This window comes from Bradyrhizobium sp. USDA 4472, assembly GCF_054058595.1.
In genome coordinates this window covers 7,067,937-7,093,774 of the sequence record NZ_JBSSAM010000001.1, presented here as the reverse complement: position 1 = coordinate 7,093,774, position 25,838 = coordinate 7,067,937, and the positions used below count along the sequence as shown (strand labels likewise).

Annotated in this window: 22 protein-coding genes and 1 pseudogene; 19 read left to right on the top strand and 4 right to left on the bottom strand. The window is 63.2% G+C overall.

Features of this window, described 5'->3' with window-relative positions; translation table 11 throughout:
- Nucleotides 1-550 precede the first annotated feature (550 nt).
- The 15 genes and pseudogenes from ACVWZ4_RS33520 (at nucleotide 551) to ACVWZ4_RS33450 (ending at nucleotide 17,544) form a co-directional block, all read left to right on the top strand.
- Nucleotides 551-1,834 carry an ABC transporter substrate-binding protein gene (locus tag ACVWZ4_RS33520; RefSeq protein WP_456734739.1) on the top strand — a complete coding sequence of 428 codons (1,284 nt, stop codon included), beginning with the start codon at nucleotides 551-553 and terminating at the stop codon, nucleotides 1,832-1,834.
- Nucleotides 1,822-2,610 (top strand): ABC transporter ATP-binding protein, encoded by a 789-nt coding sequence (locus ACVWZ4_RS33515; RefSeq protein ID WP_456742049.1) that lies wholly within the window; start codon nucleotides 1,822-1,824, stop codon nucleotides 2,608-2,610. Before ACVWZ4_RS33520 ends, ACVWZ4_RS33515 begins: the two co-directional genes overlap by 13 nt.
- The gene (locus tag ACVWZ4_RS33510) at nucleotides 2,607-3,374 is read left to right on the top strand and encodes an ABC transporter ATP-binding protein (protein ID WP_456734741.1); all 768 of its coding nucleotides are present in this window, start codon (nucleotides 2,607-2,609) and stop codon (nucleotides 3,372-3,374) included. Before ACVWZ4_RS33515 ends, ACVWZ4_RS33510 begins: the two co-directional genes overlap by 4 nt.
- A gap of 3 nt (nucleotides 3,375-3,377) precedes the next feature.
- Complete coding sequence (locus tag ACVWZ4_RS33505; RefSeq protein WP_456742048.1) at nucleotides 3,378-4,259, top strand: branched-chain amino acid ABC transporter permease; 882 nt, start codon at nucleotides 3,378-3,380, stop codon at nucleotides 4,257-4,259.
- 3 nt (nucleotides 4,260-4,262) lie between these two features.
- A complete protein-coding gene (locus tag ACVWZ4_RS33500; protein ID WP_456742047.1) occupies nucleotides 4,263-5,912 on the top strand; it encodes a branched-chain amino acid ABC transporter permease in 1,650 nt (549 codons plus the stop codon).
- A gap of 61 nt (nucleotides 5,913-5,973) precedes the next feature.
- Nucleotides 5,974-8,295: a N,N-dimethylformamidase beta subunit family domain-containing protein gene (locus ACVWZ4_RS33495; RefSeq protein WP_456734744.1), complete on the top strand. Its 2,322-nt coding sequence runs from the start codon at nucleotides 5,974-5,976 to the stop codon at nucleotides 8,293-8,295.
- A 79-nt stretch (nucleotides 8,296-8,374) separates the two neighbouring features.
- The gene (locus ACVWZ4_RS33490) at nucleotides 8,375-8,740 is read left to right on the top strand and encodes a hypothetical protein (protein WP_456763614.1); all 366 of its coding nucleotides are present in this window, start codon (nucleotides 8,375-8,377) and stop codon (nucleotides 8,738-8,740) included.
- Between the two features lie 59 nt (nucleotides 8,741-8,799).
- Nucleotides 8,800-9,279, top strand: a pseudogene (locus ACVWZ4_RS33485) (LamG domain-containing protein); the annotation flags it as partial.
- Between the two features lie 123 nt (nucleotides 9,280-9,402).
- Nucleotides 9,403-11,139, top strand: coding sequence for a N,N-dimethylformamidase beta subunit family domain-containing protein (locus tag ACVWZ4_RS33480; RefSeq protein ID WP_456742304.1), 1,737 nt, complete (start codon nucleotides 9,403-9,405; stop codon nucleotides 11,137-11,139).
- A 103-nt stretch (nucleotides 11,140-11,242) separates the two neighbouring features.
- A complete protein-coding gene (locus ACVWZ4_RS33475) occupies nucleotides 11,243-11,938 on the top strand; it encodes a glutathione binding-like protein (RefSeq protein WP_456742045.1) in 696 nt (231 codons plus the stop codon).
- 84 nt (nucleotides 11,939-12,022) lie between these two features.
- Entirely contained in the window at nucleotides 12,023-12,685 is a 663-nt protein-coding gene (locus tag ACVWZ4_RS33470; RefSeq protein WP_456742044.1) for a DsbA family protein, read from the top strand.
- 196 nt (nucleotides 12,686-12,881) lie between these two features.
- Entirely contained in the window at nucleotides 12,882-13,874 is a 993-nt protein-coding gene (locus tag ACVWZ4_RS33465) for a LacI family DNA-binding transcriptional regulator (protein ID WP_456702929.1), read from the top strand.
- Nucleotides 13,871-15,409 carry a sugar ABC transporter ATP-binding protein gene (locus tag ACVWZ4_RS33460; RefSeq protein WP_456742043.1) on the top strand — a complete coding sequence of 513 codons (1,539 nt, stop codon included), beginning with the start codon at nucleotides 13,871-13,873 and terminating at the stop codon, nucleotides 15,407-15,409. Before ACVWZ4_RS33465 ends, ACVWZ4_RS33460 begins: the two co-directional genes overlap by 4 nt.
- Nucleotides 15,402-16,454, top strand: a complete 1,053-nt coding sequence (locus tag ACVWZ4_RS33455) for an ABC transporter permease (RefSeq protein ID WP_456742042.1) — start codon at nucleotides 15,402-15,404, stop codon at nucleotides 16,452-16,454. The genes ACVWZ4_RS33460 and ACVWZ4_RS33455 overlap by 8 nt, the downstream gene beginning before the upstream one ends.
- Nucleotides 16,455-16,551: 97 nt before the next feature.
- Entirely contained in the window at nucleotides 16,552-17,544 is a 993-nt protein-coding gene (locus ACVWZ4_RS33450; RefSeq protein WP_456742041.1) for a substrate-binding domain-containing protein, read from the top strand.
- Nucleotides 17,545-17,749: 205 nt separating this feature from the next.
- On the opposite strand, the gene lpdA is transcribed toward ACVWZ4_RS33450, so the two are convergent.
- From lpdA to ACVWZ4_RS33430, 4 genes are read right to left on the bottom strand one after another with little or no spacing between them, the layout of a single operon-like run.
- A complete protein-coding gene (lpdA, locus tag ACVWZ4_RS33445; RefSeq protein ID WP_456742040.1) occupies nucleotides 17,750-19,144 on the bottom strand; it encodes a dihydrolipoyl dehydrogenase in 1,395 nt (464 codons plus the stop codon).
- A gap of 8 nt (nucleotides 19,145-19,152) precedes the next feature.
- Nucleotides 19,153-20,409, bottom strand: coding sequence for a dihydrolipoamide acetyltransferase family protein (locus ACVWZ4_RS33440; RefSeq protein ID WP_456742039.1), 1,257 nt, complete (start codon nucleotides 20,407-20,409; stop codon nucleotides 19,153-19,155).
- Nucleotide 20,410: 1 nt separating this feature from the next.
- Entirely contained in the window at nucleotides 20,411-21,424 is a 1,014-nt protein-coding gene (locus tag ACVWZ4_RS33435) for an alpha-ketoacid dehydrogenase subunit beta (protein ID WP_456742038.1), read from the bottom strand.
- A gap of 3 nt (nucleotides 21,425-21,427) precedes the next feature.
- On the bottom strand, nucleotides 21,428-22,687 hold the full coding sequence (locus ACVWZ4_RS33430; protein ID WP_456742303.1) for a thiamine pyrophosphate-dependent enzyme: 1,260 nt from the start codon (nucleotides 22,685-22,687) through the stop codon (nucleotides 21,428-21,430).
- A 29-nt stretch (nucleotides 22,688-22,716) separates the two neighbouring features.
- Between ACVWZ4_RS33430 and ACVWZ4_RS33425 the strand changes: the two genes are divergently transcribed.
- The 4 genes from ACVWZ4_RS33425 to amaB all read left to right on the top strand — a co-directional run bounded on the left by ACVWZ4_RS33425 (nucleotide 22,717) and on the right by amaB (nucleotide 25,671).
- A complete protein-coding gene (locus ACVWZ4_RS33425; protein ID WP_456734755.1) occupies nucleotides 22,717-23,013 on the top strand; it encodes a hypothetical protein in 297 nt (98 codons plus the stop codon).
- Nucleotides 23,014-23,085: 72 nt separating this feature from the next.
- A complete protein-coding gene (locus tag ACVWZ4_RS33420; RefSeq protein ID WP_456702937.1) occupies nucleotides 23,086-23,598 on the top strand; it encodes an Lrp/AsnC family transcriptional regulator in 513 nt (170 codons plus the stop codon).
- A 134-nt stretch (nucleotides 23,599-23,732) separates the two neighbouring features.
- Entirely contained in the window at nucleotides 23,733-23,906 is a 174-nt protein-coding gene (locus tag ACVWZ4_RS33415; protein WP_456742037.1) for a hypothetical protein, read from the top strand.
- A gap of 199 nt (nucleotides 23,907-24,105) precedes the next feature.
- Nucleotides 24,106-25,671: an L-piperidine-6-carboxylate dehydrogenase gene (gene amaB, locus ACVWZ4_RS33410; protein WP_456790454.1), complete on the top strand. Its 1,566-nt coding sequence runs from the start codon at nucleotides 24,106-24,108 to the stop codon at nucleotides 25,669-25,671.
- Nucleotides 25,672-25,838: the final 167 nt, after the last annotated feature.

The following is a 25,838-nucleotide window of genomic DNA, read 5'->3' as shown; positions in this document are numbered from 1 at the left end:
CGCGTAGTGTTTCGCGTCCTCAGCAGAGCAAGGACCGCGCCAACCAATGCGAGCTGCCACATGACGATGTGGTCATTCGCTCTGCTATCTCGATCGTCCCCATCGAACTGAGACGCCGAGCTGGAAGCTGCAATTGCATGTTAGAGGCGGTCACTCCTTTAGTCAAAACAGTGTCACACTGCACCTCATTCAAGGCCAGCAATTCTGACGCAAGATGACCTTCCGCGCTGCCGACTGATGAAAATCTGGGCGCGGCTTGCTGCGCAAGTCGTCACCCTGAGCTCGGTTCGCACCCGCAGCGTAGTTCTGGCTCACACCAGGCCCTCCAGGCCACTTCAAAATCGGTCAGCTGACGTATTGCTGAAAATCGGCAGAAGACCGAGGCTCTGACAAATGCGGTTCGGCCGAAACCACCACAGTCCGTGGGATCCGGATCGAGGCCGCACCACCCGACGGTGTTTGCGCGCATCGTCTTGCTCTAACAGAGGTCGGGCCCGGTCTCGGTCGTGATGCCGAGAACCCGCGCGCCATTGCTGGAAAGGTTGCTCGGATGGTTCTCAAACTCACCAGGCGTTCAGTGACCGCGGGCATCGGCGCAGCCATGGCCGCACCATTTGTCGGACGGTCGGCGCTTGCCGCACAACCGATCGTTCTCGGCGTTCCCTACTGTCAGACGGCTGCAGCGGGTGTCGCGGATCACCAGGACTTCCTGAACGGGACGACGCTCGCGATGGAAGAGATCAATGCCGCAGGCGGCATCCTCGGCAGGCCGCTGAAGCTGTTCACAACGGACATGAATGTTCTCTCCCCGGAATCCTCGAAGCAGGCGCTGGCCGCCTGCGTTGATGCCAAGGTCGACGCGATCTCCTTTGCTTTCACGCTCGTCCCCTTGCCGGCGATGGACGCGACGGCGAAGTACAAATGTCCCTACATCAACGGCAACGCGCAACGCGCCGGCACCGCTGCCGTCAAGGAGCAGCCGGACAAATACAGTCACATCTTCCAGTTTTGTCCCTCTGAGGTGAACTACGGATGGAGCTATGCTGTCTGGCTGGAAGACCAGGAGCAGGGGGGCGTCTGGAAGCCGAAGAACCGCAAGGTTCACATCATTCAGGAGCAGATCGGTTACTGCCAAACGATATCGCGCGCGGCCCAGGAAGCGATCAAGCGGCGCGGCAAATTCGAGGTCGCCCGCATTACGGATATCCAGTATCCCGTGCAGGACTGGGCACCGGTCATTCGCGAGATGAAGGAGGTCGATGCCGCCGCGATCATGGTGGACCATTGGGTGGCTGCTGAATACGCCGCTTTCTGCAAGCAGTTTGTGGCAAGCCCCGTGCGCGACTCGCTCGTCTACCTACAATACGGCCCCTCGCAGCCGGAGTTCCTCGAGCTTGCCGGTTCGGCGGCGAACGGCTTCGTCTGGGGCACGACCATGGGCATCTATGGTGACCAGAGGGGGCTCGCCTACAGGCAGAAGTACAAGAAGCGCTTCCCCGGCATTGCCGGGCTTGCCTATACCGGCATTGCTTACGATCAGACCTACTACCTCAAGAAGGCCTGGGAAGCAGTCGGCGATCCCCGGAAGTTCAGGGAGGTCTGCGACTGGATCCGGACCAACCCGCAGCGCGGCGTCTGCGGCTACGTCGATATGGGCAACCCATATCAGGAAGCGCTCCATTTCCCGGACAATGGAGGCGACGAATTGCAGGCGCGCAAGCTCGAGGCCGGCGTCGCGCAGCTCTATGTCCAGATCCAGGGCGGCGAGCACAAGATCGTCTATCCCGGCCCGGTCTCGGAAACGAAGCTGATCTCTGCGCCGTGGTGGAGCTGATGCTCAGACAAATCTCCCGAAACGATGCAGCTGAACGGGGCGGAAAGGCCGCCCTGTTCTCCTGCACCGGCATCGCGCTCGATCTCGGCGGTCGCGAGATCCTCCGCGACATCAGCCTGCATGTCGAGGCCGGGGAAGTGCTGGGCATCATCGGGCCGAACGGCGCGGGCAAGACCAGTCTGTTTGAAATCCTGTCCGGCCGTATGCCGCCAAAGAGCGGCTCAGTGTGGTTCAAGGGTGAAAATGTTACGGGCCTACCGTTGTATTCCCGCTCGCGCCTGGGGATCGGCCGCACGTTCCAGACGCCGGTGGTGCCTGACGAACTGACCGTCGGCGAGACGTTCAAAGCGGCGCGTCAGGCTCACCGTCCGTTTCTCACGAGGTTCGACGCCGAATATGGCGCCGACCTCGTCGGTCTGAAGATCAGTGACGACACGCCGGCGACGCAGCTCGAGACCTTCAACCGGCGCAAATTGTTGCTGGCCTGCCTGCTGATGCGCCGGCCCTCGTTGCTGCTGCTGGACGAGCCGGCGGCCGGCCTGATCAATTCGGAGGTCGACGAGATCGATACTCTGCTGCGGATCCTCGCAAAGGAGATGAACATTGCGATCCTCATCGTCGAGCATCGCATCGAACTCCTTGGGACGATCGCCGACCGCATTCTGGTGATGGACGCCGGGGAGGTCATTTCCGAGGGCCTGATGGACGACGTCATGGCGGACCCGAAGGTTCACGCGGCCTACTTCGAGGACTTCAGCGAAGAGGCGGATACATGAATATCTCCGTGAGCAACCATTTGCCGGGAGCTCCGGCACGTCAGCCGCAGCGCGAAGTCCTGAACGTCAACGGACTGTCCGCAGGCTATGGGCCGGTTCGCGTCATCCACGATCTTGACCTCGTCGTCCAGTGTGGGGAGCGGATCGGCATCGTTGGCCTGAACGGCCACGGCAAGTCGACCCTGTTCTATGCAATCGCCGGACTTACCGGCTGGCAGCGCGGCTCGATCAAGCTGAACGGCAGGGAGGTCGGTCGCACGCGAAGCCAGGGGCCGGGGCGCTACACCCACGAAATCGTGCGCGCAGGATTGGCGCTGATTCCTCAGGGCGACGAGATCTTCCATGGCCTGACCGTCGAGGAGCATCTCGATTCCGGGGCCTACACCGCGGCGGCCTGGCGCGATCGCGCTGCGCGCAAGCTCCGCATCCTGGAGATATTTCCACCGTTGCGGAAGCTGATGAGCGTACCCGTGGGGCGCTTGTCGGGCGGGGAGCGGCGCATGGTGTCGATCGGCCGCGGCCTGATGACGGACGCGTCGCTGTTCCTCGTCGACGAGCCATCGCTCGGGCTGGCGCCCAAGATCGGCAAGAGCGTGATCAACGCTCTGATGGCCGTCAAGCTCGGGAATGCCGCGATGATCATCGCGGAGCAGAACGTCGCGCTGCTGGAAGGACGGGTCGACCGCGTCATCGGCATGCATGTCGGAAAGCTCAAGGGTGAGGCCTCGGCGGCCCTCGCGTTGAACGTTTATCGAAAGGCGTAAAACGTGGATATCTGGTTCATCGTCAGCAACACCATCGTCCTTGCGTGCATTTACGGCACGCTTGCGATCGGAATTTCGATCACCTGGTCGAGCCTTGGCCTGCTCAACCTCGCCTACGGCTTCATATTCGCATTCTCGGGCTATGGCGCCTGGCTGTTTGCGCAGCATGTCTCCACATCCGGGCCCGCGGTGCTGGCGACGGGTATCCTCGCAGGCGCGCTCGGAGGAGTGATCATCTGCGCGATCGGGTTCATACCGATCCACGACAAGCCACACTTCACCATTCGAGGTCTGATTGCGACGCTCGCGATCAATCTGATCGGCACGCAATGTCTGCTCTGGTGGTTCGGCCCGCGTTCGAAGAGTCTGCCGGATATCTTCGGCAACTGGTCGGTGTCCCTGCCGGGTGTGGTCTTCACGGCCGACAAGATCGGGAACGTGGTGACATCCGTCCTGATATTGGCGGTCGTTCTGAGGTGGATGCAGTCGAGCCGCCGTGGCCTCGAAATCCGCGCCATGATGATGAATCCGCATGCGGCATCCATCGTCGGCATCGGCGTTCGGCGAACCTCGTTCTATGTCATGGGCATCACGGGCGGGTTGGCGGGTCTCGCGGCCGTTCTTCTCTCCCAGACCTACTACATCTCGCCGTTCGGCGGACTGATGCCGATGATCAAGGGGGTCAGCATTGCGCTTTGCGGCGGGCTCGGCAGCGTGCGCGGCGCCGTCATCGCCGCCATCGTGCTCGGCCTCAACGAGGCGCTGACGAGCATATCGATCGGCGGCCGGTACGTTCTCATCACCCAGTTCGTCGTGATCATCGCCATTCTGTTGGTCCGCCCGCGCGGCATTGCCGGGCTGCTCGACAGGGCGAGGGAGGCCTGAGCAATGTCAATGGATAGCGGCATCAAGTGGCGCAATCCGCTCTTCGTGTGGGGCGGCAAGCGCGACGTCGAAGAGCTCCCGACCATTCCGTTCCGCAGCCATCAGGAGGTCTGGGAAGGAACTCGTCGATCGGCAACGAAGCTGAATGCCGTCGGCCGGCTTCGCTACTACTACAAATGGCCAGGCCACGGCGGAACGATGTGGAATCGCCTTCGCTACTGGCCGACCCGCCGCCGCGTGCTTCGCCTGCGCGGGGAGTACAACCCAAAGACCTTGCGCGCGGAGAAGACGATCGTCGACAAGCGGCCCCTCTGGTGGATATTGGGGCTTCTCGCGCTGGCGATCGCTCCCCTGTTCACGCCAGGTGATCTGCAGAACACGCTGCTGACGGCGGGAGCCACGTTCGGCATCTATGCAGCTATCAGTCTGTGCTGGATGCTCATCATGGGAACCGCGGGCGTCTTTTCGCTCGCAACCTATGCAGTCGTCGGGACGGCAGCGTTCGTGACGGCCTTGCTTGCCGTCAAGTTCGCATTGCCCTGGTGGTTGTTGCCACCGATCGGGGCTCTGGTGGGGCTGGCTTTCGGTGGGATCATCGCGCTGCCGGCAACGCGGCTCGACGGATTCTACTATGCGCTTCTCACCCTAGGGCTCAACGAGCTCTGTCGGGTCTACTTCGTGACGTCAAAGGAGTTCGGGTCTGCGAATGGCGGCCTGTACGGCGCCGTGACTTACATACCGGAAGACTGGTCGCAGTTAGGTCAGCTGCTGCTGGCGTATTACGCCTGCTTCGGCCTGATGCTGCTGGCTTTGCTGCTCTACCGGTTCGTCAACGGCCGCCGGCTTGGACGAATCCTGCGCATGGCGCCCGAAAAGCGCGAGGCCTTCGCCGAGGCGACCGGGGTCAACTTTCGCCAGGCGCGCGTCTGGGTGTTCCTCATCTCGTCGGCGGCGCTGGGTTTCATCGGCGGATTCTATACCTCGAATTTCGGCGGGGTGGCCTTCTCGATCTTCAACTTCGATACCGTGCTGCTCGGCCTCGCCATGCTGGTCATCGGCGGCGTTGGACGCGCGGAAGGCGCGGTGGTCGGCACGCTCATCGTTGTGTTCTTCGACCAGGTGCTGAATACGTGGGGTCCGGCTCGCTTCATGATCATCGGGCTCATCATGCTCCTGGTCGTGCTCTACCTGCGTAACGGGCTGTTCGGCATCAAGGCGCAGTTCCGTGCCTGGCGCGACAAGAAGAAGAGCGAGCGGCGATCGACGCGAGCGGAGAAGGGCGGCGAGATGCTGCCCGAGGAAGCGACCGAGACCGAGGACAAGAGCGTCATCTACCAGCGGCGCCACGACAAGATGGCCCGCGACCATCTCAAGACCCTGGTGTCACCGGAGATCATCGAGGAGCACCGCCACTCCCTCAACGGGCAGCACAGTGAGGCGCTCGAACGGCTCCTGATCTACTTCCGTACCCGTCCTCAGGTGGAGAAGTACGCCATCATGGCCGTGGAACGCTTCGAAGGCTATCGCATCGTCGCCCTGTCAGGACACCGTGGCGTAGCGCCGCGTGTGGTGGAGGACCGCATCTACGCGACGCCGGACGAGGCCTGCCACGGCGTCTTTATGCGGCGCGTTCAGGATCTGCTGGAGTCCTGATCACGGATGAAGCGTTCCGACCTGCGCGGCGGACGGCGGGCTTTAAATGAGGGAGTTGGCGGTGACACCGGTCAGACTTTTTGGCTACACGGACAGGATCTCGGTCAAGCCGGGTGAGACGATTCAGTTTCATGTCAGCGCCGAGGGGACTGATACCGCCGAGGCGCAACTGGTGCGCCTGATCCATGGCGATCAGAACCCATCAGGACCAGGCTTCGTCGAGGAAGAGGTGGCGTGTACCGCGAACGGCAGGTGGCAGGTCGAGCGGCAATTCACCCAGGTAGGATCGTTCCTCGAAGTGGATGACCCCGAGGCGCGGCTGGCGTTCGCAAATAGCTTCACTCTGTTCGCCTTCGTTCACCCGACATGGCCGGCATCCGGAAAACGGCAGACCATAATCGGCCGATGGGACGGCGATCGGAAGCAGGGCTACGGCATCGGCATTGACGAGAAAGGCTATCTGCAGTTTTGGAGCGGACGGGGCGAGGAGATCGAGCGCCTGACCGCCGACGTGCCGCTGCAGGTGCAGATGTGGTATTTCGTGGCCGTGACCTTCGATGCCCAGACCCGGCGCACGACCTTGCACCAGGTCGGCGTCGGCAACAGGTACAACGGCCTGTTGGGCAAGGTCGCGCTGGTGGATTACGAATCCCGCACGTCTGCGACTTTCCGGAGCAGGCCCGGCAACCTGGCCTCAACTCCGTTTCTGATGGCAGGTTCGCGTAGCCGCGACGCGCAACAGCGGACGTGCGTGTCGGAGCTCTATTGGGGCAAGATCGACCGGTGCGGTGCATTTGGCCAGGCTCTACAGTCGGCCGAGCTCGACACGATCAGGAGCGGGCTCGTGCCCGCAATGGACAGCCTGGTCGCGTACTGGGATACGAGCGCGGGATACACCGATCGCGGCATCGGTGATCTCGTGGTCGACGTCGGTCGGTACAAGCTGAATGCCCGAGGATACAATCGGCCCGTTCGCGGCCAGACCGGCTGGAACTGGGACGGCTTCACCGATTGTTTCCGCCTGGCTCCGCAGGAGTTCGGGGGCATCGAGTTTCATGCCGACGCGCTGACGGATTGCAATTGGAAGGCGACCAAGACCGTCGCCCTGCCGCACGGCCTCAAAAGCGGCTGCTATGCCATGAGGCTGCGATCCGGCTGGGGAAAGAGCGTGAGCGAGGAGCATGTCGTGTTCTTCGTGCGGCCAGGAAGGCCGCGGGCGCGTATTGCATTCCTGTTTCCGACGCTCACCTACCTTGCCTTTGCGAACGAGCGCCTGAGTTTCGATCACCCGGAGCGCGAAGCCTTGACGGGACAGTCGGCTGTGCTGTCCGATATCGACATCGAGATGTATATGCGAAGCGATTTCGGGCTGTCGACATACGACATGCACGCCGATGGCAATGGCGTGTGCTACAGCTCCTATCACCGTCCGGTCATGAACATGCGGCCGAGGTACAGGATGCCGAGCCTCGATGTGGCTTCGGGATTGGCTGCAGACCTATCGATCATCGCATGGCTGGACCAGAGCGGCTTCGAGTACGAGGTCCTGACCGACGAGGACCTCCATCGCGACGGGGCGGAGGCGCTGTCGCCGTACGCATGCATTATCAGCGGCTCGCGTCCGGAATACTACACCGAGCAAATGTTGGATGCGACTGAGGATTATATCGCCGGCGGCGGTCGTTACATTTATGCAGGCGGCAACGGGTTCAACGCCACGGCGGGCATCCGCGATGGCGAGCCATGGATCATGGAATGTCGACGCCGCGATGATGGATACAAGCCATGGGTGTCCCGCTACGGCGAGCACTACATGGCAACGGACGGGATGCGTGGTGGTCCCTGGAAGGTACTCGGACGGGCGACCCAGAAGCTGGTTGGCATAGGCCTGAGCAGCGCGGGCGGTGGACGGAGCGAACTCTACCGCAGGATGCCGGACAGCTATCACCGCACAGTGTCCTGGATCACCAAAGGTGTCGATGGCGAGATCATCGGTGACGCCGGTCTTGCCAACGACGGCGCCGCGGGGCTGGCGCTCGATTATTACGACCGCGCTCTGGGCACGCCGCCCCACACCAAGATCATCGCCTCGTCAGGGGGCCACACGGATAGCTATGTCGTGAACCAGCAGCTCGTCCTCTATTCCTACCTTGGGCTCTATGGGTCGTATGACTGGCGGGTTCATGCCGACATGACCTACTTCACGGCCCCCCATGGTGGCGCCGTGTTTGCATGTGGCTCGGTCGCCTTCGCGCAATCGCTACCGATCAACAATTTCAGCAACAGCGCATCCCGAGTGTTGGCGAACGTCGTGGAGGCGTTCGCGGGGGCCGGCCGATTGCCGGGGCTTGCCTGGGTCAATGAGGAAAAGCAGTGGGCTTGATGCATCCGTCAGGGGGAGCCGCGTCGGCGCGTTCCGCGACCATGGCTTACGTTGAACATTTGCAGGTGGAGAGCTGAGGATGCTGCCTCTCGAATACGACAGGTCCGAGGACCGCGACATCATCGTCCGGGATCGATTCGACGGCTTCCGCCGCGAGTATCTGCGGAGGCTGGTGAACCCCGAGGTCATCGAGGAGCACCGGCAATCGGCGCTGGGACAGCACAGCGAGAGGCTCGAGCGACTGTTGATCTATTTTCGTCAACGCCCGCTTGAACAAAGATATGCGGTCAAAGCAATCGAGCCGTTCCGGCGCTATCAGGTCGTCAGGCTCTCAGGACGTCGGGGAGTCCCACCGCGTTTGATCGATGGTGCCATTTACACATCGGCGAACGATGCCCGTCACGGCCTGTTCCTGCGCTGCATCCGCGACCTTCTCGAAACCTAGCGCAACACGTCTGCCGGGCAGGGCACCTTGTCCGGCTTCTCGATGGGAAACTCCGCACCATGGCGCAGATCAAGATATTCGGTTACGCAGACAAGATCTCGGTAAAGCCGGGCGATACCATACAATTTCATGTCAGTGCCGATGGGACGTCGACCGCTGAAGCCCATCTCGTGCGCCTGATCCACGGCGACGAGCATCCGCATGGTCCGGGATTCATCGAGGAAGAGATCGACTGCGTCGCCAACGGCACTTGGCAGGTCGAGAAGCAGTTCACGCAGGTCGGTGCCTTCCTCGAGGTGGCCGACCCCGATCGCAAGCTCGCGCTCGACGGCAGCATCACGCTCTGCGCATTCATCTGGCCGACATGGCCCGATGTCGGGCATCGGCAATGCCTCCTGGGCCGCTGGGACAACGACAGGAATCACGGCTATGGTCTTGGAATCAATCCAAGCGGCAGGCTGGAGTTCTGGGTCGGGTGCGGAAACGAGATCGACTACCTGCAGGCTGAGCTGCCGCTGCACAAGCAGGCTTGGTACTTCGTCGCGGCCACTTTCGATGCGCGAAGCGGCCGCGCCACGCTGCACCAGGAAGGCGTCGTCAACCGCTACAACAGCCTGCTCAGCAAGGTCGCGCCCGTCGAATACCGCTCGCATGTGTCGGAGATGTTTCGATTCAGGCAGAACAACCTGCCCGATACGCCGTTCCTTGTGGCGGGCTCGCGCGACTGGCACGCCTTGCGCGGTCACTTCGTGTCGCAGCTCTACTGCGGGAAGGTCGATCGTTGCGGTGTGTTCGATCGCCCGTTGGCTCGCGACGAGCTCGATGCGATCCGCGCGGGCGGGAAGCCGCCATCGGACGGCATGGTCGCATATTGGGACACGACGAAGGGGTATACAGATCGTGGGATCGGCGATCTCGTAGTCGACATTGGACCAAACCGGCTCGATGCGAAGGGGTACAACAGGCCGGTGCGTGCACAGACCGGCTACAACTGGAACGGCCGCAACGACTGCTTCCGGCTTGCCCCGCATCAATACGGCGGCATCGAGTTCCATGCCGACGCGATGATCGACAGCAATTGGAAAGCCACAAAGACGCTGGAGCTGCCCGAAACGCTGCGCAGCGGAGCCTACGCGATGAGAGTACGCGGCGGCGACGGCAAGGGCCTGGCCGAAGAGTACATCGTTTTTTTCGTTCGGCCCCGCATGCCTACGGCGCGAATTGCTCTGTTGTTTTCCACCGCGACCTATCTGGCCTATGCCAACGAGCGCTTCGCAACAGACGGCCAGATCGTGCAGCCAATGGCGGGTCAGCCGCCGACGGTCTCCGAGGTCGATATCGAAATCTACGAAAATCCGGAATTCGGTGCGGGGTGCTACGACACGCATGCGGACGGCGCCGGCGTCTGCTACACGAGCTACCGTCGTCCGATGGTGAACATGCGGCCCAAATACCGGATCGCCGCCTTCGACTTGCCCTGGAATTTTCCGGCAGACCTCTCGATCCTGGCATGGCTCGAGCACAAGGGCTACGACTACGACGTGCTGACCGACGAAGATGTACATCTGGAGGGTGTCGCCGCGATGGCGCCCTATGCGTGCATTCTGAATTCCACGCATCCGGAATATCATTCGGAGCGCATGCTCGACGCGCACGAGGATTACATCGCCGGCGGCGGTCGCTTTATCTGCATGGGCGCGAACAGCTTCTGCTGCAATGTGGCGTTTCGCGACGACGAACCGTGGATCATGGAGTGCCGCAAGACAGGTGGACACTGGATTGCCTGGGCGGCGCGGCCGGGCGAGTACTACCTCGCCACGACGGGACAGATGGGCGGAATCTGGACCGGCTTCCAGCGCTGGGGACAGAAGCTGGTCGGCAATACGTTTGCCGGCGAAGGCTTCGCCCATAGCCAACCTTACCGGCGGATGCCCGACAGCTACGATCCCGCGCTGGCATGGATCACCGAGGGGATCGAAGGCGAGATCATCGGTGATTTCGGCCTGGGCAACGGCGGAGCGGCGGGCATTGAGATCGACTGCTACAAGCTGGGGTTCGGCACGCCGCCCAATGCCAGGATCATCGCATCCTCGGGCGGACACCCCGACAACTACATCGCCCACGACGAGGAGGGAGCCCACGCCCACCAGGGATTCAGCGGGACGCACAACTACATCCTGCGGGCCGATATGGTGTACTTCGAGGCACCCAACAATGGTGCAGTATTTGCAACCGGATCCATCGCATTCGGGAGTGCCCTGCCGATTCACGGATTCGAGAACAATGTCTCGCAGCTTCTGAGCAACGTGGTGGACACGTTCGTCAGGCCGGGTCCGTTGCCCGGCTCGTCGAACAGACCCAGGGAGAATACAGGAAGACTTGAGCCGGCTGATCCCTAGATCGAGCAACATCGAGCTCACGTGGCGAGTTGTCGAGTCCGGGTCCAGAGATGGCAAGCAGCGCGCGCAATTGGGTCGATCGTGATTTCGAGGAAGGTCCGGAATGATTGACTTGCACTATGCGCCGACCCCAAACGGCTGGAAGATCTCGATCCTGCTCGAGGAGCTGGGGCTGCCGTATACCGTCGTTCCGATCGATATTCGCGCGGGTGAGCAGTTCAAGCCCGACTTTCTGGCCATTAGCCCGAACAATCGTATTCCGGCGATCGTTGATCGCGCGCCGGCCGACTGTGGCGGGCCTCTCTCTGTGTTCGAGACAGGTGCTATTCTGATCTACCTGGCCGAGAAGACGGGACGCTTTCTGCCAGTGGATATGCGCGGCCGTACCCGGGTTGTCCAATGGGTGATGTGGCAGATGGGCGGGCTTGGACCAATGCTTGGTCAGCACGGTCATTTCCGTCTCTATGCGCCGGAGAAGATCCCGTATGCGATCGACCGTTATCAGCGTGAGGCAACGCGACTGTATGGTGTGCTTGATAATCAATTGGGCAAGACCGGGCGCTTTGTTGCTGGCGACGAATACACGATAGCCGACATGGCCTGCTTCCCCTGGACGATGACCCATCAGGCGCAAGGTTTCACACTCGACGACTTCCCGAACGTAAAGCGCTGGTATGCGGAAGTTCGCGAAAGGCCACAAGTTCAGGCCGGCCTTGCAGTCGGCAAATTCGTGAAAGAGCCGTTCTCCGACGAAGCAAGGCGAACCATGTTCGGCGCATCCAGGTTCGTCACGGAATGAACGGCATGGAGGCCTCTGGCGAGTGAAAATCGAAATGCCGGCCCGCAAAATCGCGTGCCGGAGAGATGGTGAGTGTAACGATCGATGATCGAGTTTTTCTTCGACTGCTCAAGTCCGTGGACCTATCTGGCCTTCCACAACATTCAAAAATTGGCGAAGGAGTTTGGCGAGTCGCTTTCGTGGCGGCCCGTGCTGGCTGGCGGCATTTTCAATACGGTCAATCCGGGCGTTTATGCCTCGCGCGAAAATCCGATCGCGTCGAAAGCGCAGTACATGCTGAAAGATCTCGCCGATTGGGCTCGTTCGGCCGGTCTTGTGATCAGGATGCCGCCGACGGTCTTTCCGGTGAACAGCGTAAGAGCGATGCGCGGCTGCGTCTGGCTCGGCAGCGACGGGATGGTCCCGTTCGCAACTGCCGTGTTCGAAGCCTATTGGGGTGAGGACCAGGACATCTCCCAGGATTCTGTCCTGACGAACATTTGCAAGAAGGTGAGCATCGATCCTGCGGGATTTTTCCGAGGTATCAACGAAGAGGCGGTCAAGAATCAGCTCAGGCTCAACACGGACGAGGTAATCGCACGCGGCGGCTTCGGATCGCCTACAGTGTTCATTGACAGAACCGATATGTATTTTGGCAATGATCGTCTGCCTTTGATCCGCGAACTGTTGGAGCGTCGGAAGACACGGTGTCATCCGGCCTGCAGTGTTGCCCCGCGTGGCTCTCGAGCTCCTTCATTCCCCAGATGAGTATCGGCATTCCCGAGAATGCGGTCACCGCGCTGATGATGGCGGCGCCCCGGCCGCGCTGATCGGGTGCAATGCCGCGCTAATAATCGAGAAAAACTGGCATACAAGATAGAAAAACGATTGCGCAAACGTTTTCGTATGCCATAGTCCTGCAAAACTTGGATTGCCCAACAATTATCCAGGCACGGGAGGGGACGTGGCGACCATCGCTGATGTCGCGCGCAAGGCGGGGGTTTCGGTCTCGACCGTCTCGCATGTCGTGAACGGCACGCGGCGCGTTGCGCCGGATACTGCGCGCGCCGTGGAAACGGCGATCGCCTCCTTGGGCTACCGTCCCAACATGATGGCGCGGAGCCTGAAGGCCGCTTCGACACGCTCAGTCGGCATCGCCATCTCCTCAATTTCCAATCCCTATTTCAGCGACATCATCTGTTCGATCGAGGCCGAATGCGCGCGCCTCGGCATGATGATGTTTCTGTCCGACACCGAGGATGACCCGGACCGTGAGCTCGATGTCGTGATGGCGCTGCATCAGCGGCGCGTCGACGGCATTATTCTCGCGCCCAGCCCCGATCCCGGGCGTCGCGCGCTCGCCTATCTGCGCGACGTGGGCCTGCCCTGTGTGCTGGTGGATCGCATGCCCGATGCCGCGTTCGATCAGGTCGGCATCAACAACCGCGAGGCGATGCGCAATCTCGTCGAACGCGTCGCCGCGCTCGGTCATCGCCGTATCGGCTATGTCGGCGGCAATCCCGGATTCGCGACCACGCTCGAGCGCATCGCCGGCTATCGCGAGGGCCTCGCCGGCGTGATCGACGAACGCCTTCTCGTCACCGGCAGTGCGACAACGAACAGCGCGATGCAGGCCGCGGAGCGACTGCTCGACCTCGATGAGCCCCCGACCGCATTGGTCGGCGGCAACAATCTCGCGACGATCGGTATCATGAAAGCGATCCACAGGCGCGGATTGCGGGTGCCGAAAGATATCTCGATCGTCGGCTTCGACGATTTCGAATGGGCCGATTGCTTCGAGCCGCGCCTGACGCTGGTCGCGCAGCCCTGCGCAGAGATCGGCCGGCGCGCCGCCTTCCTACTCATGGAGCGGATTGCCGCGCCGCAGGGGGCGCGGCGATCCATTCAACTCGATGCTGTTATCATCGAGCGCGAATCCTGCGGGAGGCCGAAATGAACACGGGCTCTCAGGCCCCGCTGCTCGCCATGCGTGGCATCATCAAGAGCTTTGGCGGCGCGCAGGCGTTGCGCGGCGTCGATTTCGATCTCGCGAGCGGGGAAATCCACGCGCTGCTCGGCGAGAACGGCGCCGGCAAGTCGACCCTGATGAATGTTCTCTCCGGCGTGATCGCGCCGGATCACGGCGAGATCCGCGTCGACGGGACCTCCGTCCGCTTCGCCGATCCGCGCTCCGCGCAAGCCGCGGGCGTCGCCACGATCTTTCAGGAGCTCGATCTCGTCCCGAGCCTCGATGTGACCGCCAATCTGTTCCTCGGTCGGGAGTTGACGCGGGCCGGCGTGCTCGATGGCCGCGCGATGCGCCGCGCGGCGCGGGCGAGGCTCGGCGAGATCGGCTTCGATGTGGATGTCGATCAGCCGGTCGGTGAATTGTCGGTCGGCAGGCGGCAGATCGTCGCGATCGCCAAGGCGCTGACCTACGCCTCGCGAATTCTCGTGATGGACGAGCCGACGGCCGCGTTGACCGCCGCGGAGGTGCAGCGGCTGTTTCACGTGATGCGCGACATCGCAAGGCGCGGTGTCGGCATCGTCTACATCTCGCATCGGCTCGAAGAGGTCCCGCGCGTCGCCGACCGCGTGACGGTCTTGCGCGATGGCAGGATCGCGGGGACGGCGCCGCCGACCGCGCCGCAATCCGATCTGGTGGCATTGTTGGTCGGACGGCCCCTCGCGGAGCTCTATCCGCGCCGTAGCGGCACGTTCGGCGGCCGCGTCCTGCATCTGGAGCAGGCCGCCTATCGCCCGCGCCGGCCCAGGGCTGGTTGGCGGGCGCCGCGCGAGGTCTCGCTCGAGGTGCGCGCCGGCGAGGTCGTCGGTCTCGCCGGCATCATGGGAGCGGGACGGACCGAGCTGCTCTCGACGCTCTATGGCGCTGGCGGCCCCGGCGCCTGGTCGGGCCGCGTCGAGGTCGAGGAGCGGCCGGCCAGGCTGACGTCGATACCGGAGGCGCGCGGCGCCGGCGTCGCCTTCGTCAGCGACGATCGTCGCGGTGCCGGCTTGATGCTGCGCGACAGCGTCGAGCGCAACCTCGTTGCCTCGGTGCTGCGGCGCGTGTCGCCGTTCTTCCTGATGTCGCAGGCGCGACAGGCGAGGCTCGCCGGTCAGGCGATCAAGGCATTCGACGTACGGCCGCCGCGGCCGGAACTCGCGGTCGGCGCCCTCTCCGGAGGCAACCAGCAGAAAGTCGCACTTGCCAAGGAGGTGCTCGGGGAGCCGCGCCTGCTTCTGCTCGACGAGCCGACGCGCGGCGTGGATGTCGGGGCGAAGGGCGAAATCTACGCCCGGATTCGCGAGCTCGCCGCGCAAGGGGTCGGCATTCTCGTCGCCTCCAGCGAAATGCCCGAACTGATCGGCCTGTGCGACCGCATCGTCGTGCTGCGGGGCGGGCGCACGGTTGCCGAGTTTCCCGCCGGCGCCGCGGAGGACGATATCCTCGCGGTAGCCGAATCCAACGAGGACGACAGCGATGAATGACGCCGCAACAATCGTGAAGTCCGCGCCAGCGCAGTCGGCACCGGCGCGCGGTCTCGATTTCTTCGCCATCGCGGTGCGCTTTCAGAGCGTCATCGGCCTGATCCTCGTTGCGATCGGCGGCGTCATCTTCTCGCCGCGGCGGCACGGCTCGGTGCTGTTCCTGGCGCCGGACAACATCGCGAATATCGTCCGGGCGATTTCCGAGACGGGCATCATTGCCGTCGGCATGACCTTCGTCATCATCACCGCGGGGATCGATCTCTCGGTCGGCGCGTTGCTCAGTCTGTGCAGTGTGCTCACCGCCACGATCATGACGACCTGGGGCTGGGGACTTGTTCCGACCGTGCTGTTCGTCATGATCTGCGGCGCCCTGTTCGGTTGCATGCAAGGTGCGATCTCGACCCGATTCCGCCTCGAGGCTTTCATCGTGACACTGGCGGGCCTCCAGGTCGCACGCGGCCTGGCCCTGGTGATCTCCAACAATCAGTACATCAACATTTCCTACGGCAATGGTCCGGGTCTTGCGCCGCCGATTTTCTCGGTGCTGGGCGATCGCCTGTTCGACAACACGGTTCCGGTCGCGACTCTGGTGTTTCTCGTCGTCGCCATGGTGGCCACCTTCGTGCTGAACTTCACGCGCTTTGGCCGCTATGTCTTTGCCGTCGGCGGCAACGAACGGGCGGCGCGGCTCTCCGGCGTACCGGTCACACTGGTCAAGATTTCGGTCTACGCGATCACGGGTCTCGTGTCGGCCATCGCCGGCATCGTCCACGCCGGCCAGTTCAATTTCGGCAGCGCCAACGATGGCACCGGTTATGAATTGACCGCGATAGCGGCGGTGGTGATCGGCGGGACCAGCCTGTTCGGCGGCGCAGGCTCGATGATCGGCACGATCGCAGGCGCGATCATGCTCGGCGCATTGGCCAACATCCTTCAGCTCAACAACATCAATGCGGCGCTGCAGCTGCTCGCGACCGGCGCGATCATCGTCGTGGCCGCGGTTCTTCAATCTCTCGTTCGTCGCCGCGAGGGATTGGGTCGTTGACCCCAATGGCGACGTCAGGATCTGGTGGTGACCAGCGACCGCCGGCAAGTGACCGCTCGTGAGTGGCGGATATTCGAAGCAACAGGGGAGTGAAATCATGCGACGCGTATCTACGAAGGCAAGGTTCTGGTCCAATCTGGTGCTGGGCGCCGGCACGGCGACGCTCGTCGCCGGGGCAGCGCAGGCTGCACCGCTCGCAAAGGAGTGCAGCAAGACCGGGGAGTTCGTCATCGGCTTCTCGCAGGCGAACAATGCTGAGCCCTACCGCCAGCACGTCAACGACCAGCTGACCGCTGCGGCGAAGAAAGTGCCGCAATTCAAGCTGCAGATCGCCGACGGCGCCGGCAACGTGAACACGCAGACCTCACAGATGGACAATTTCATCACCCAGAAGGTCGATCTGATCCTGATCTCTCCGTTCGAGGCCGCGCCTCTGACGCCGGTGGTCGCGCGGGCGATGAAGGCTGGTATTCCCGTCATCGAGCTCGACCGCAAGACGGTCGGCGAGGCCGGTAAGGAATATACGGCCTTCATCGGTGGGGATAATTTCAAGATCGCCGAGGAGGCGGGAAAATACGTCGCGGACAAGCTCCTGCCGCAAGGCGGCGAAGTGGCGATCCTCCAGGGCCTGCCAAGCTCGACGCCCGCCGTCGAACGGCTCAACGGTTTCAAGGCCGGCGTGAAGGACAATGCAAAGGTCCAGGTCGTCGCCGAACAAGCCGCCGACTGGCTGCCGGATAAGGCGCAGACTGCGTTCGCCGCGATGCTGCAGGCCCATCCAAACATAAAGGCCGTCTATGCGAGCAACGATATGATGGCGGCCGGTGCGCGTCTCGCGGCGAAGGGCGCCGGCAAGCTCGATCAGGTGAAGATCCTCGGGACTGATGGCTTGCCCGGGCCCGCCGGCGGCATCCGCGCGGTTGCGGAAGGCGAGTGGGCGGCAACCTTCACGTATCCGACCGGAGGCCCGGAGGCGATCGATATGGCAAAGTCCATCCTGCTCGATTGCGCGGACAACGTGCCGACCGTGGTGACCGTGCCGACCACCGCCATTACGCCCGACAATGCGAAGCAGCTGATGCAGAACTGAACGGAGTCCCTCGCACATTGCTCGGTGTGGCGGGCGCGGCCTGACGACGGCCGAGCTCGCTGCGCTGCCGGCAGGCAGATCGCGAAAGGCCATTAGGCTTGCGATGGGTGCAGACCCGACGCGGCGAAGGTCAGCCCACCATCGTCATGGTGGGACCGGTGTAGTAGCTGGTGGTAGTCTGGCTGATGGTCCCCCCTTCATTTTTTTAGATGTGAATCGGATGCCCCAGCGACTTCAGAGCGGCCTCATGAAAGGCCTCGCTTTGGGTCGGATGCGCGTGGATGGTGAGGGCGACGTCCTCGAGACGCGCACCCATTTCCAGCGCCAGGCTGAACGCCGCAGAAAGCTCGGCGATGCCGGCTCCGACGCCCTGGATGCCAAGTAGGACGTGATTGTCCGCCCGCGCCACGGTCCGGATGAAACCGTCCTCGCGTTGCAGCGTCAGTGCGCGGCCGTTGGCCTTGAACGGAAACAGGTCCGTCTTGATGTCGAAGCCCTGGGCGGTTGCCCCGTCGGGTGACAAGCCGACGGTGACGATCTCGGGATCGGTGAAGCAGATCGCCGGGATCGAGACCCGGTCCCAGGCGCGGTGACGGCCGGCGACGATCTCTGCGGCCATCTCGCCTTGTGCCATGGCACGATGCGCCAGCATCGGCTCTCCCGTGACATCGCCGATGGCGAAGACGCCGCGCATCGAGGTGCGGCATCGGTCGTCAATCCGGATGAAAGGTCCTTTCATGTCGAGATCGAGAGTCTCGAGGCCGAAACCCGATGTCACGGGGCTACGGCCTACGGTCACCAGAATCCTGTCGGCATCGAGCGTCTGCTGGCCGTCGGCGGTCTCGACCGCGAGCGCCGTGCCGTTCGAAACGAGGGCTTTCGCCTTCGCGCCCGTCAGAACTGTGATCCCGAGCGCGCTCAGGCGCGTTCGGATCGGCGCGCTCAGCCCGGCATCATATTGCGGCAGAATGCGTGAGGTGGCTTCGACGACGGTGACGGCCGCGCCGATCTTTGCGAATGCCGTGCCGAGCTCCAAACCGATATAGCCGCCGCCGACCACGATCAGCTTGCTCGGAATGTCGGTGAGCGCCAGGGCCTCGGTGGACGAGATCACAGGGCCTCCGAACGGCAGAGTCGGAATCGCAATCGGCTCAGATCCTGTCGCGATCACCACCGTTTCCGCATGAACGATCTGCGAGCCGGATGGCGTCCTGATCTCGACGGACTTGCCGTCGCGAAAGCGAGCGTGCCCGGCAATGAGCCTGACGCCGGCCTTCTTCAGCAGGCCAGCCACGCCACCGTTCAGGCGCCGGACAACGCCGTCTTTCCAGGCGACGGTCTTGGCGAAATCGAGCGCCGGTTTTGCGGTCGAAATGCCGGGCACGCTCTTGCCCTCGGCGGCGGCTGCAATCTTTTCATACTCGCCGGCCGCGTGGATCAGCGCCTTCGAGGGAATGCAGCCGACATTGAGACAGGTGCCACCCGGCTTTTCGGATTCGATGACGATCGTATCGATACCGAGCTGGCCGGCGCGGATGGCGCAGGTATAGCCACCGGGGCCGGCGCCGATGACGAGGAGCTTACAGGTGATCTCGGTCATCGTTCATTTCAGTCAATGAAGATCATGGCCGGCGTCTCCAGCAGCAGCTTGATGCGCTGCACGAACTGGGCGGCATCGAAACCGTCGATCACGCGATGATCGAAACTGGACGACAGGTTCATGATCTGGCGCGGCACGAAGGCTGCACCGTCCCAATGCGGGCGGATGGCGATCCGGTTGACGCCGACGATCGCGACCTCCGGATGATTGATGATGGGCGTCGTCGCCAGTCCTCCCAGCGCGCCGAGCGACGTGATGGTGATGGTCGAGCCGGTGAGGTCGTCGCGGGTGGCGTTGCCGTTCCGAGCTGCTTCCGCGAGCCGCGCCACTTCACTGGCGCAATCCCAGAGGTCGCGCGCTTCGGCGTGCCTGATGACGGGGACCACCAGGCCGGTCGGGGTCTGGGTTGCGATCCCGATATGAACGCCGGCGTGCTGGTGCACGATCCCGGCCTCATCGTCGAAATGGGCATTGAGATGCGGCAGCTCGGCGATCGCGCGCACCATGGCGCGCATCAGAAACGGTAACAATGTCAGCTTGGGCCTGCCCGGCAGCTTCCGGGCGTTGATCTTTGCGCGCAAATCTTCGAGCGCAGTGACGTCGATCTCTTCGATATAGGTGATGTGCGGAATGCGCGCGCTCGCAATCGACATCTTCTCGGCGATCTTGCGCCGCAGGCCGACGATCTTGATATCGGTGACCGCGGTTTGTGCCAGGTACGGCGTCGCCGTCGTTCCGGCGCTGCCGCGCGAGAGAAGGGCATCGAGATCATCGTGAGTGATCCGCCCAACCGGACCCGTGCCGCGAATCTGCCGCAGGTCGAGGCCGGCTTCCCGCGCGCGGAGCCGGACGGCAGGGGCGGCCAAAGGCCGTTCGATCGCGTGGTTGAGCTGCGAAGCGGATGGCTGCGACCTCTGCGCGTCGGGCGGAGCGCTCGCCGGCGCGCGCGGGGCGCATGCGGCCTGATCTGCACTTGCTGGGGATGATGCTCGTTTCGCCGGCTCGGGCACCGGCTCGCTCTTACCGTCGACATCCAGCCGAACGAAGTCCGAGCCGATGGCGAGAAGGTCGCCCACATTGCCGGCGAGCCAGGTGACGCGTCCATCGGCCGGCGAGGGGATTTCGACGGTCGCCTTGTCGGTCATGACGGCGCCGAGTACGGCATCCTCACGAACGACATCGCCGACCTTCACGTGCCATTCCACCAGCTCGGCTTCCGCGATGCCTTCGCCGACGTCGGGCAGCCGGACCACACGCTCGGCCATCTCATGCCTCCACCGTTTCGATCAGCGCGCGGCCGATCCGCGCCGGACCCGGGAAGTAGTCCCATTCCTGGGCGTGCGGGTAGGGCGTGTCCCAGCCGGCGACGCGCACGATGGGAGCTTCAAGATGATAGAAGCATCGCGTCTGGACCAGAGCACAGAGCTCGGCCCCGAAGCCGGATGTGAGCGTTGCCTCATGAACGATCACGCAACGTCCGGTCTTCTTGACGGAGGCTTCGATGGTGTCGAGATCGAGCGGCAGCAGCGAGCGAAGATCGATGATCTCGGCATCGATGCCGGTTTCGGCCGCAGCGGTCTCGGCGACGTGAACCATCGTGCCGTAGGCGAGGATGGTGACGGCCTTGCCCTGCTTACGGATCGCGGCGCTGCCGAGGGGAATAGCAAAGTGTCCGTCGTCGACCTCGCCGAGATCGTGCTTCGACCACGGCGTCAACGGCCGGTCATGGTGGCCATCGAACGGGCCATTATAGAGACGCTTCGGCTCGAGAAAGATCACGGGATCGGGGTCCTCGATGGCCGAGATCAGCAGGCCCTTGGCGTCGCGGGGATTCGACGGCACGACGGTCTTGATGCCGCACACATGGGTGAACAGCGCTTCCGGGCTCTGGCTGTGCGTCTGCCCGCCAAAGATGCCGCCGCCGGTGGGCATGCGAACGACAAGCGGGCAGGTGAACTGGCCGTTGGAGCGGTAACGCAGCCGCGCAGCCTCCGAAACGATCTGGTCGTAGGCGGGATACATGTAATCGGCAAACTGGATCTCAACGCATGGCTTCAACCCGTAGGCCGCCATGCCCACCGCGATGCCAACGATGCCGAGCTCGCTGATCGGGGTATCGAAGCAGCGGCTCGTTCCGTATTTCGCCTGCAGTCCCTGGCTCGCGCGAAACACGCCGCCGAAATAGCCGACGTCCTCGCCGAACACGACGACGCCGTCGTCGCGCGACATCATCACATCCATGGCATCCCTGATGGCCTCGATCATGGTCCGCCGTGTCATGATTCAAACTCCAGCTTCCTGGCGCTGGCGGCGCAGATGCGGGGGCATCTCGGCGAACACGCCCTCGAACATGTCGCGTGCCGTAGGCCGCTGCTCGGAATGGAGCGTGCCGTAGCTTTCGGCCTCCCTTTGGGCCGAGATTACGGTGTCGAGAATCTCGGCCTCTGTCTGCTTGTGCCTCTCCGCAGACCAGGCACCGCGAACGATCAAATGGTTCTTCAGCCGGATCACGGGATCTCCCAGCGGCCATGCGTCGGATTCCGTTTTCGGCCGATAGCCTGCCGGGTCATCGGAGGTGGAGTGGGCGCCGACGCGGTAGGTGACGTGCTCGACGAGAGTGGGGCCGAGATTGCGGCGAGCGCGTTCGCAGGCCCATTTTGCGACCGCATGAACCGCAAGGTAATCGTTGCCGTCGACGCGCAGCGCCGGAATGCCGAAGCCGAGACCGCGTGCGGCGAAGGTGCCGGAGCCCCCGCGTGCGATCCCCTGGAAGGTCGAGATGGCCCACTGATTGTTGACGATATTAAGCACGACCGGCGCGCGATAGGTCGAAGCGAACACCAGCGCGGCATGGAAATCGGATTCAGCGGTTGCGCCGTCGCCGATCCAGGCGACGGCAATCTTGGTGTCGTTCTTGATGGCCGACGCCATCGCCCAGCCGACCGCCTGGATGTACTGGGTGGCGAGATTGCCAGAGATCGAGAAGAAGCCGTGCTCCCTGGAGGAATACATCACGGGCAATTGGCGCCCCTTCAGGGGGTCGTGGGTATTGGAATAGATCTGGCAGGCCATCTCCACCAGTGGGTAACCGCCGGCGATCAACAGTCCCGCCTGGCGATAGGTCGGAAAATTCATGTCGCCCGGTAGAAGCGCCTTGCGGAAGGCGCAGCTCACCGCTTCTTCGCCCATGTGCTGCATATAGAACGACGTCTTGCCCTGGCGCTGTGCCATTTGCATGCGCGCATCGAACGCACGCAGCGTCATCATGTGGCGCAAGCCCTCGAGCAGTTCACTATCCGAGAGCGCGCCGGCCCAGGGACCAACCGCTTCGCTGTCGCGATTGAGGACGCGAATGACCGAGAAGGCGAGATCGCGGATCGCCTCGGCATCCACGTCGACGCTGGGACGATCGACCTGGCCGGCGCGCGGGATGCGGATGTTCGAGAAATCGGGCGTGCCGCCCGGGCGCACGGCCGGTTCCGGCACGTGAAGCTTCAACGGTGCAGGCACGGGGGATTGAGCCACCTCGCGCCGCGGGCTCATGGTGGCATGTGTGAGGTCGGAGTCGGGCATTGGCTTTCACCTCTCACCTCGATCGCATCGATGCAGAACAACGCGCCGACGCGGCGAGCGATCCGGTCGACGGCGTCGCGATCACCGATGTCTATGGAGGCCGAGATGCGGCATTCGCTCGCGTCCGCGCACGCGCTGATGGCCGCGAGCCGAAGGCCCGCGACGCGCGTCTGGTCGAGCAGGCGGCCGAGTGCAGCGTGCATGTCGCTGGTCTGGAGTTCGAGAAAAAACACCGCGTCCGGTCTCAGTTTGTTAGTAAATCGTACTGCCGGATGTCGGGATTGTCGTTCCGTTAATCCCGGTATACCGTAAATCGGCAGTACAAAATTTCTACATATTGCTGGATAAACCAGAAAAGGGTTCTTGGTATGGCGCCAGCTAGACGTGCCACAAGGCCGGTCAAGGCACCGCGCAAGGATGCGCTTCGGCTCGACGAGATCGATCGCAAGATCCTGCGCGCCTTGCAGCAGGATGCACGGCTGACGACGGCGCAACTCGCCGAAAAGGTCGGTCTCTCCACCACACCGTGCTGGAACAGGCTCAAGCGTTTGGAAACGCAGGGCTATATCGATGGCTACGTGGCGCTGCTCAATCAAGACAAGCTCGGCCTGCCCGAGACGGTCATCATAGAGTTGACGCTCGATCGTCACGACGAGGAGATGCTTGAGCGTTTCGGCCAATTGCTGACGAGCTTGCCGGAGGTGATCGAGGCCTATCTCACCACCGGCGACTATGATTACGTCGTGAAGGTCGCGGTCGAAAGCACCGCCGGCTATGAACGCTTTCTGCGCGAGAAGCTCTACCGCATTCCAGGCATTCGCCACAGCCGCTCATCGTTTGCGCTGCGCTGCCTGAAGAAGCTGACCTCGGTGCAGGTCTGAATGCATCCGCGGTCACCGCAATAATTCTGGACGGTGTCAGTTTTTCGCAACGAGCGATGTGGCGCGGGTTGAGGCGATCGGTAGATCAGAAAAACAGAACAGGGGGTCAGAAAAAGCGCCTTGCATGAAGTAGGGTGACGCCGCTCATCCTGCGCCATCAAAAAAAAGCCTGTCGCAAGCGAGGAAACGATGGTTGCGAGCGGTTGGTCCGGCGCGAGAGCACGGTCGGTACGATCCTCGTCGGCGTCGCGGTCAGTGCGGCCGGCATCTTCCAGTCGAACCTTGGCGGCGACGCCCAGCGGAACTAAGCCGTGGATTCGAACCGCGCCGCGTTCGAGGCCGCGCTTGGTGCACCCGTTCACCGAATTGCAGCGCCAGGCGACCGCGTGAGAGGAGGAATAGGGATTGACGAAAGCACCACTTCGGTTCGATCAAAGGGCTGTCGCGCGCGCACGATCCGCGTGATTGCGACCGTTCAGATTCACGCCGAGCTCCGGAAACATTGCCATGTCCGTCACATCCGCCGCGCACACCCAGGCCCTCACCGTTGATCTCGCCATGGAGGCCGACAGGCTTCTTTCGACACTCGGCGTGACCAGGGAGAGCTACACGAAAGGCTCGCTGGTGGTTCGCTCGCCGATCACCGGCAAGATCGTCGCCGAGGTTAGGGAAACCAGCGTCGAGGCCGCCAAGGCGGAGATCGAACGCGCCGAAGCGGCGTTTCGCGCATGGCGCCTGGTGCCGGCACCAAAGCGCGGCGAGCTGGTGCGGCTGCTCGGCGACGAGCTGCGTGCCAGCAAGGAGGCGCTCGGCCGGCTGGTGTCGATCGAGGTCGGCAAGATCATTTCCGAAGGCCTCGGCGAGGTCCAGGAGATGATCGACATCTGCGATTTCGCCGTCGGGCTGTCGCGCCAGCTCTACGGCCTGACGATCGCGACCGAGCGCGGCGAGCATCGCATGATGGAAAGCTGGCATCCGCTCGGCGTCACCGGCATCATTTCCGCGTTCAATTTCCCGGTGGCCGTGTGGGCCTGGAATGCGGCGCTGGCGCTCGTGTGCGGCAACAGCGTCGTCTGGAAACCGTCGGAGAAGACCCCGCTGACCGCGCTCGCAACGCTCGCCCTGTTCGACCGCGCGCTGGCGCGCTTCAGGAAGGATGGCGGCAGCGCGCCGGAAGGGCTCGCCACGGTGCTGCTCGGTGGCCGCGACATCGGCGAAACGCTGGTCGATCATGCGAAGGTGCCGCTGGTGTCGGCCACCGGCTCGACGGCGATGGGCCGCGCGGTCGGCCCGCGGCTCGCCAAGCGGTTCGCGCGCGCGATTCTCGAGCTTGGCGGCAACAACGCGGCGATCGTCGCGCCGACTGCCGATCTCGACCTGACGCTGCGCGGCGTCGCCTTTGCGGCCATGGGCACCGCCGGCCAGCGCTGCACGACGCTGCGTCGCCTGTTCGTCCATGACAGCGTGTATGACAGCTTCGTGCCGCGGCTGACGCGCGCCTATGCCTCCGTGACGGTCGGCAATCCCCTCGAAAACGGCACGCTGGTCGGTCCGCTGATCGACGGTGCGGCGTATCGCGCCATGCAAGGCGCGCTCGAAGCGGTCAGGGCGGCCGGCGGCAAAATCCACGGCGGAGAACGGGTTGCGATCGATGGCGCGGCCGACGCCCATTACGTCCGCCCGGCGCTGGTCGAGATCGCCTCTCAGACCGGACCGGTCGAGCACGAGACTTTCGCCCCGATCCTCTACGTGATCAGATACCGCGACTTCGATGCCGTGCTCGAGTTGCACAACGCCGTTCCGCAAGGACTGTCGTCGTCGATCTTCACCAATGATTTGCGCGAGGCGGAAACCTTCCTGTCGGCACGCGGCTCCGATTGCGGCATCGCGAATGTGAATATCGGCCCGTCCGGCGCGGAGATCGGCGGCGCATTCGGCGGCGAAAAGGACACCGGCGGCGGCCGCGAGTCCGGCTCCGATGCTTGGAAGGCCTATATGCGCCGCGCCACCAACACCATCAATTACGGCCGGACGTTGCCGCTCGCGCAGGGCGTCAAGTTCGACGTGGTGTGAGAAAGATCGAGACGTGAACGTTCCCGTTGCTATGCCGTCGTCGTTCCGGCGGTCGAGCCGCCCTTCCGGCAGGCCTCGCGCGACATGGGGCGGGATCAATGTTGGGCGCCGGTCGGAGGTCAAAGGCCGCGCGGTAGGGGCCGGATCGCCCGGCAACGGAACGCGGC